The following is a 6,760-nucleotide window of genomic DNA, read 5'->3' as shown; positions in this document are numbered from 1 at the left end:
GCGGCCGCGGCGGCGGCGGCGCTGGCGCGCGGCTTCGCGGTGCCAGACGCGGTGATCCTCGCGAAGATGCTGACCTGGTCGGCGCTGCGCGACGGCCATGCGGCCGGCGCGGGCCCGGGACCGCTGCGACCGGACCGCCGCTTCGTCGACGACCCGCGCGCGATGCCGGTGATGGGCTTCGGCGACGACACCGCGCCCGACCGGGCGACGTTGACGCGCTGGCGCGAAGTCCTGTGGCCGGCCTCGCGCCGGCCGCCGACCTTTGCCGGCGGTCTCTACGCGATCACCGACCGCCCGGAGCGTGTCGCCGCGATGGCGCTCAGCGGTCGCTTCGAGCATGTGCAGCTGCGCATCAAGCGCGGTGCCGGTGTCGATGAGGACCGGCTGCGCGCGGCGATCCGCGAGGCGGTGCGGGACATGGCCGGCCGCTCCAGCACGCTGTGGATCAACGACCACTGGCGGCTGGCGCTCGACGAGGGCGCGCGGGCGCTGCACCTGGGTCAGGAGGACTGGGCCGGCCTGGCGGGCGAGGACCGCGAGGCGTTGTGGCAGCGCCGCGCGCGGCACGGCGTGCGGCTGGGTTTGTCGAGCCACAGCCTGTGGGAGTTGTGCCGGGCCCGCGGCCTCGCGCCCGACTACATCGCCTGCGGTCCGCTCTGGCCGACGACGACCAAGGACATGCCCTGGCTCCCGCAGGGGCTGGCGCAACTGCGCTGGTGGTCGCGGATGGCTGGCGTGCCGGTGGTCGGCATCGGTGGCGTCCTGGAGGACCGGCAGTGGCGCGCCGGCCTTGCCGCCGGCGCGTCGGCGATGTGCCTGGTGCGGGCAGCGGAGGCGATGGTCCCCCAGGGGGATCGGGCCGAGCCCTCGGTCCGAGCCTGACGCCTGGCTTTCAACCCCCACCATCGCCCCCCAAACGGCCCGCCGATTCCTCCGATGGGCGGCGCCCTTCTTGGCGATTTCCGATCGAGGCCGACTCGTGGACGATGGTTGCTCGTTCGATGCATGCCGCCGCAAGGCCCGTCAGTCGACCGCTTACGGCGGTCTTTCCGACCAGGCAACGATCGTACAACTTTGTTTTACTTGAGACCGCCAGCCTGCCTAGAATGCGGACCTGTCTGCCGCGGGAAGGAACGGTCATGGAAGTGGTGTTGAAGAAAATGGGGAACAGTACCGCGTTGATTCTCCCGCCCCCCGTGCTGCGGGACCTGGGCCTGGCCGCCGGCCACGCGTTGACGCTGGAGACGACGGCGGACCGCCGGCTCGTCCTGACGCCCAAGCGCAAGTACACGCTCGACGAAATGATCGCCGCCTGCGACCTCTCGGCCCCGCCCCCGGCCGACATGGCCGCCTGGGATGCGCTCAAGCCCGAGGGAGGTGAGGCGTGGTGAGGAAGGCCTTCGATCGCGGCGACATCGTCGCCGTGCCCTTCGATCCCACGCTCGGCCGAGAGCAGCGGGGGGCGCGCCCGGCGCTGGTGCTGACGCCGCAGGCCTTCAACCGGCTCGGCGACGTGCTGGTGGCACCCATCACGCAGGGTGGCGACTTCGCCCGCCATGCCGGCTTCGCGGTGATGCTGACGGGCACGGGCTGCAAGACCCAGGGCGCGGTGCTGATCAACAAGATCCGGATGATGGACCTGGAAGCGCGACAGGCCCGTCGCATCGAGCGAGCGCCGCCGGAGGTGATCGAGGAGGCCGTCGCGCGGCTGTCGGCGATATTGGCTTAGCGTCGCCAGTCGCCAGTCGCCAGCCGCCAGCCGCCAGCCGAGAATCGCGGGTTGCGGGTTGCGGGTTGCCGGTCGCCGTGTCGATGGGTCGACGGGTCGCCCGCAGTCGCTACCGCGCCGTCGCGGGGCTCACCGTCGCGGCGACTTCGCCGGCCGCTTCGCGCCCGAGGCGTCGGCGGGCGCCGTCGTGCCCTTGACCGCCGCCTGCGCCAGCTTGAAGAACACATCGGTGTTGTCGATGACGCCGGTGAAGGCCAGCGCGCCGGGGCCGAAGGCCGACAGCGGGATGTCCGTCGCCGTGTGCACCGCCTGCTCGCCGGGCACCTGGCCGGTGACCAGGAATTCGCCCTGCGCGTCGTCGCGCTCGGCCGCATTGGCCGGGTACCACTTCAGCGGCTCCGACTTGGCCAGCGGCTGCTGCGCATCGCGCAGCGGCGTCTGGTTGGTGCGCCAGTCCTCGTAGCGGTCCGCGTTCGCGCCATATCCCACCAGCAGGCGATAGTCGATGTCGGTCGCTTCCGGATAGCCGTCGGCGGCGATGCGATAACGCGGGAAACCCGCCTTCTCGTAGACGCCGACGACCTTGTCGCGCAGGTTGGCCGCGCCCTTCTTCGTCGCCGCGTCCAGCAGCGCCTGGTCGGTCAGCATCGAGCCCCCGATCAGCGCCGCGCCCGAGCACTCGTGGTCGGCGGTGACGATCACCAGCGTGTCGCCCTGCTCCCGCGCGAAGTCCTGCGCCACCTGCACCGCACGGTCGAACTCGATGGTGTCGAGCATCCAGCGCTCGCTGTCCATGTTGTGCGCCTGCTTGTCGATCGAAGCGCCCTCGATCATCAGCACGAAGCCCTGGGGCTGCTTGCGCAGCGTCGCGAGCGCGGCCTGGGCCATCTCGTCCAGCATCGGCTGGTCGGGGAAGCCGTAGTCGTCCACGACGCTGCCGCCGGCCAGGCCCTTCTTCGCACCACGGCGGCCATCGATCTTGTCCAGCGCCACATTCATGTTGGAGAAGGCAAACAGGCCCAGCAGCTTGTCGGCGCCCGCGCCGGCGACAGCGGCGTCCAGCGCCGTCCGCGTCGGCGCATAGCGGTAGCCCGCGTCCTGGAACTCACGGATCAGGTCGCGGCCCTTGTCCTTCGCGCCCGGCGCCGCGCCCCAGCGCTTCACGATCTCCGCGGTGTGCGGATCGCTCGCGGAGAAGGCGTAGTCGCTCGCGTCGGCGCGCTCGGAGCCGGCCGTGCCGGCGGGCAGGAACCACTTGCGACCGCCGCCCAGCAGCACCGTCAGGCCGGTGCGCGCGCGGTCGTCGAAGAACTGGTCGACGATGCCGGTGCCGGCGCCGCGATTGCTGGTGTGCACCGCGTTGCCGGCCGGTGTCGCGTCGAAGACGTCGGCGGTGGTGACGACGCCCAGCGCCTTGCCCTGCGTGCGGTGCAGGTATTCGGACAGGTATTCGATGCGCGGGTTGTCGAAGGCATCGACCGTGTCGTCCGGGAATACGCCCTCTTCATTGTTGTTGTTCTTGTTGCCGGAGACGTAGGCCGTCATGCCGGGCGCCGAGTCGGTCACCACCGAGTTCAGCGAGGCCGTCTTGACCATCCCGGTCGCCGGGAAGGTGTCCATCGCCAGCGGCTGGATCACCTTGCCCTGGGCGTAGCCGCCCTTGACGATGCGCGCGGCCGTGCGCTGCGCCGCGCCCATGCCGTCGCCCACCAGGATGATGAGGTTCTTGACCTTGGGCCCCATGGCCGCGGTGAAGGGCACCACGTCGAGGTTGCCGGTGGCGCTGACCGTCTGGCCGTCGGCCTGGGTTGCCTCGACGCTGAAGGTGTGGCGGCCGGCCTTCTGCAGGCTGACCGCGCGCACCGTCGCGATCGCGGTCTCCGCCGCCACGCCCTTGACGCAGCCGGCCGCGCAGTCGCGCAGCGCGACGGTCGCATCGACCGGCTTGCCGTCGATCAGGAAGCGCGCGGCGGTGATGCGCTGCCCCGCATCGGGCTTGATCGTGGCCTGCAGGTCGAAACGTTGGCCGGGCAGGAAACGCGCGATGACCGGCTCGGGACGGCCGCTGGAGAACAACTCGCTGGGCGGCGTGAGGCGCGTCACGGTGGGAGCCGCGTGGGCGGCGCTCAGCGCCAGGAGCGCGCAAGCGCCGGCGAGCAAGGAAGGCAGGTGTTTCATCATCGGGGCTCGAATCGAAGGAATCGGTAGAGGGGCGGAGGGGCTGCGGGGACGCCGGGCGTGCGCGGGCGCGCTCAGTGGCGATGGCCCGCGCCATCGGGCCGCGTGGCCGAGGCGGCCTCGGCCTCCAACGCTCCGGGCGGCAGGCGCAGGCGGATCCAGGACACGCGGCCGTCTCGTCCTCGACGCGACCCACCGACAGCGTGCCGGTCAGCGACACCAGCCCGTCGCGATGGGCGACGAGGCGACCCTGCTGCGACGGATCAAGCAGCACGGTCACCGTCGCGGCGGGCAGGTCATCGGCCTCGCCGTCGGCGTGCTCGCTCATGCGCACCGGCCGCGGCGTCAGCCAGAAGCGGCCCGGCCGGGCCTGTTCCTGCGCGACCATGTAGCCGACCAGGCGCACCGGACGGCCGTCGGCGGCGCGCAGCGCGTCCGACAGTTCCAGGCCCGCGGGGCCGATCGGCGACTTGAAGAACTGGGAGAACTTGAGATCGGCCACCTCGGTCGCCGTGGCCACCGGCGCGGGGGTGTCCCGGGCGGCGGGTTCGGCTCGGGCCGTCGGCATCGTGGCCATGACGAGCAGGGCCGCACAAAGAGGCGGGAGGACGCGGGCGGCACGCCGGGCAAGCCGCGTACCTGTGGTGAGTTCGACGCACATGGGCCGCGATTCTTTCGGCGGCGGGTGACGGTTCCGTGACGCACCGTTTTTCTTGCTTGACACCGCGCGAGGCGCCACGCGAAGCTGGCCCGCGAAAAAAAAGGGAGCTCATGAACACGCCCGACACCCGGCCGGCGCTGCAGGCCCTGAACGCGCTCTACGCGCGCCGCGCGCCGATCTACGACTACGAGCTGATGCCGGTGGCCCCGCTGCGGCGCGAGGCGATCGCGGCGCTGGATCTGGCGCCGGGGCAGACGGTGCTCGACATCGGCGCCGGCACGGGCCTGAGCCTGCCCGGGCTCAGCCAGGCGGTCGGACCGACGGGGCGGATCGTCGCCGTGGAACCCTGCGAGACGATGATGCGGCAGGCCCGCCAGCGCGCGCTCACCGATCACCTCGAAACCCCGGTCGACTACCTCCCGACCACGGCCGAGGAGGCACCGTATGCGTCCGCGCTTGGCGCCCGCCGCGCCGACGCGGCCCTGTTCTTCTTCACGCACGACGTGCTGCAGAGCATCGAAGCCGTCGACCGCGCGCTGGCCGTGCTGAAGCCGGGTGCGCGCATCGTTGCGGCCGGGCTGGCCTGGGCGCCGCCGTGGATGCCGATGAGCAACTGCTTCGTGCTCGGCGCGGCGATGCACTCGATCCTGCGCATGGACGGGCTGGACTGCCCCTGGCGACATCTGGAGGCCCGGATGGCCGACGCGGAGGTCGAGCGCCGCTGGCTCGCCTCCGCGTACCTGCTCAAGGGCCGCCGCTGAGCGGCCGAAGCGTCAGTCCTCGATCGGCACGAAGATCCACAGCAGGAAGTACAGCAGCATCCCGCCGCCGGCACACATCGTCAGCGCGACGAAGACGATGCGCCAGAACCATGCGGCCAGCCCGCTGAGCCGGGCGAGGCCGCCGCAGACGCCGCCGATCCAGCGGTCGTCGCGGCTGCGCCGGAAGGCATTGATCGCGTTGACGGCCGGTGCGCCGCCCTGCGGTGTGGCATAGGCGTAGGCGCTCGACGCGGACGGGCGGGCGCCGGCATTCAGCACCCGGTCCTTGGCCCTGGCGAACTCCTCGTCGCTGAGCACGCCGCGCTGGTGGAGATCGGCCAGGCGATTGAGTTCTTCGCTGTCGGACATGGGGGCTCCTTTTCCTGAAAGTCGCGCATCGAGGGATGCGATGGAATGCAGGCTACGCAGCCGCCTGCGCCGCCGCGACCCGCGTGCGACCGGATGCAGGTGGGCGCGATGCGGAGCGGATGTCGCGCGACAGGGCGTTTCCACCCAGTGCCGGCACGGCATCGCGGACTAGCATTCCCGCCCATGACGCTCGAAACCATTGAATTGCAGACGCGCGAGGCGCCCCGTTTCAGCCTGCTGGTGTTGCACGGACTGGGCGCGGACGGCAACGACTTCGTGCCCGTCGTCCAGGCGCTGGACCTGTCGCCGGTGCTGGCGCAGGGCGGCTTGCGGGTCGTGCTGCCGAGCGCGCCGGAGATCCCGGTGACGATCAACGGCGGCATGCGCATGCGCGCCTGGTACGACATCCGCCATGGCGACCTCAGCCAGCGCGAGGATGCCGACGGCCTGCGCGAATCGCAGGCGCTGATCGAGGAGCTGATCGCCCGCGAGGAGCGCGAGTTCGGCATCCCGCCGGAGCGGGTGGTGCTGATGGGCTTCTCGCAGGGCTGCGCGATGACGCTGATGACGGGCCTGCGCTACCCCCGGCGGCTGGCCGGCCTGGTCGGCCTGTCGGGCTACCTGCCGCTGCTGGACACGACCGAGGCGCAGCGCAGTCCCGCCAACGCGGCCACGCCGATTTTCCTGGCCCACGGCACCGGCGACGGCGTGGTGCTGCCGGCGCGGGCGCAGGCCTCGCTGGCCGAGCTGCGCCGCCTCGGCCATGCGGTCGATTGGCACGAGTACCCGATGGCGCACGAGGTCAGCATGGACGAGATCCAGGCCCTGCAGACCTGGCTCGTGAAGACCTTGACCGCCGCCGCCTGATCGAGCGCCCACCCCGCGCTCACGCGGATGCCGCCCCCTCGCCCCTCCGCCCTCCTGACCCCATGTCCTCGTCCTCGACCATGCCCACCCGGCTTCTTCCGCCTTCGCTGGCCGCGCTCTCGCTGGCGCTGCTGCCCTTCGTCCCGCTGAACGCGGCCACGCCGCCGCAGGCGACCACGCCGGTCGCCGCCGCGG

8 protein-coding genes are annotated in these 6,760 nt (G+C 71.7%); 6 read left to right on the top strand and 2 right to left on the bottom strand.

Features of this window, described 5'->3' with window-relative positions; translation table 11 throughout:
• The 3 genes from FUT87_RS16685 to FUT87_RS16675 all read left to right on the top strand — a co-directional run.
• Window positions 1-882: thiamine phosphate synthase (locus tag FUT87_RS16685; protein WP_147241742.1), on the top strand; the 882-nt coding region annotated here is incomplete at its 5' end.
• A gap of 257 nt (window positions 883-1,139) precedes the next feature.
• Window positions 1,140-1,391 carry an AbrB/MazE/SpoVT family DNA-binding domain-containing protein gene (locus tag FUT87_RS16680; protein WP_091719965.1) on the top strand — a complete coding sequence of 84 codons (252 nt, stop codon included), beginning with the start codon at window positions 1,140-1,142 and terminating at the stop codon, window positions 1,389-1,391.
• Complete coding sequence (locus FUT87_RS16675) at window positions 1,385-1,729, top strand: type II toxin-antitoxin system ChpB family toxin (protein ID WP_091719961.1); 345 nt, start codon at window positions 1,385-1,387, stop codon at window positions 1,727-1,729. Before FUT87_RS16680 ends, FUT87_RS16675 begins: the two co-directional genes overlap by 7 nt.
• 129 nt (window positions 1,730-1,858) lie before the next feature.
• On the opposite strand, the gene FUT87_RS16670 is transcribed toward FUT87_RS16675, so the two are convergent.
• Entirely contained in the window at window positions 1,859-3,907 is a 2,049-nt protein-coding gene (locus FUT87_RS16670; protein ID WP_222617181.1) for an alkaline phosphatase, read from the bottom strand.
• 232 nt (window positions 3,908-4,139) lie between these two features.
• On the opposite strand from FUT87_RS16670, the gene FUT87_RS16665 reads away from it, so the two are divergent.
• Together FUT87_RS16665 and FUT87_RS16660 are read left to right on the top strand one after the other, a co-directional pair.
• Window positions 4,140-4,607, top strand: coding sequence for a hypothetical protein (locus FUT87_RS16665; RefSeq protein WP_147241740.1), 468 nt, complete (start codon window positions 4,140-4,142; stop codon window positions 4,605-4,607).
• 71 nt (window positions 4,608-4,678) lie between these two features.
• A complete protein-coding gene (locus FUT87_RS16660) occupies window positions 4,679-5,329 on the top strand; it encodes a class I SAM-dependent methyltransferase (RefSeq protein ID WP_147241739.1) in 651 nt (216 codons plus the stop codon).
• A gap of 12 nt (window positions 5,330-5,341) precedes the next feature.
• On the opposite strand, the gene FUT87_RS16655 is transcribed toward FUT87_RS16660, so the two are convergent.
• The gene (locus tag FUT87_RS16655; protein ID WP_147241738.1) at window positions 5,342-5,698 is read right to left on the bottom strand and encodes a PspC domain-containing protein; all 357 of its coding nucleotides are present in this window, start codon (window positions 5,696-5,698) and stop codon (window positions 5,342-5,344) included.
• A gap of 183 nt (window positions 5,699-5,881) precedes the next feature.
• On the opposite strand from FUT87_RS16655, the gene FUT87_RS16650 reads away from it, so the two are divergent.
• A complete protein-coding gene (locus FUT87_RS16650) occupies window positions 5,882-6,565 on the top strand; it encodes an alpha/beta hydrolase (protein WP_147241737.1) in 684 nt (227 codons plus the stop codon).
• Window positions 6,566-6,760 lie beyond the last annotated feature (195 nt).

This window comes from Mitsuaria sp. TWR114, assembly GCF_007997345.1.
This window is presented reverse-complemented; position numbering and strand designations above follow the sequence as displayed.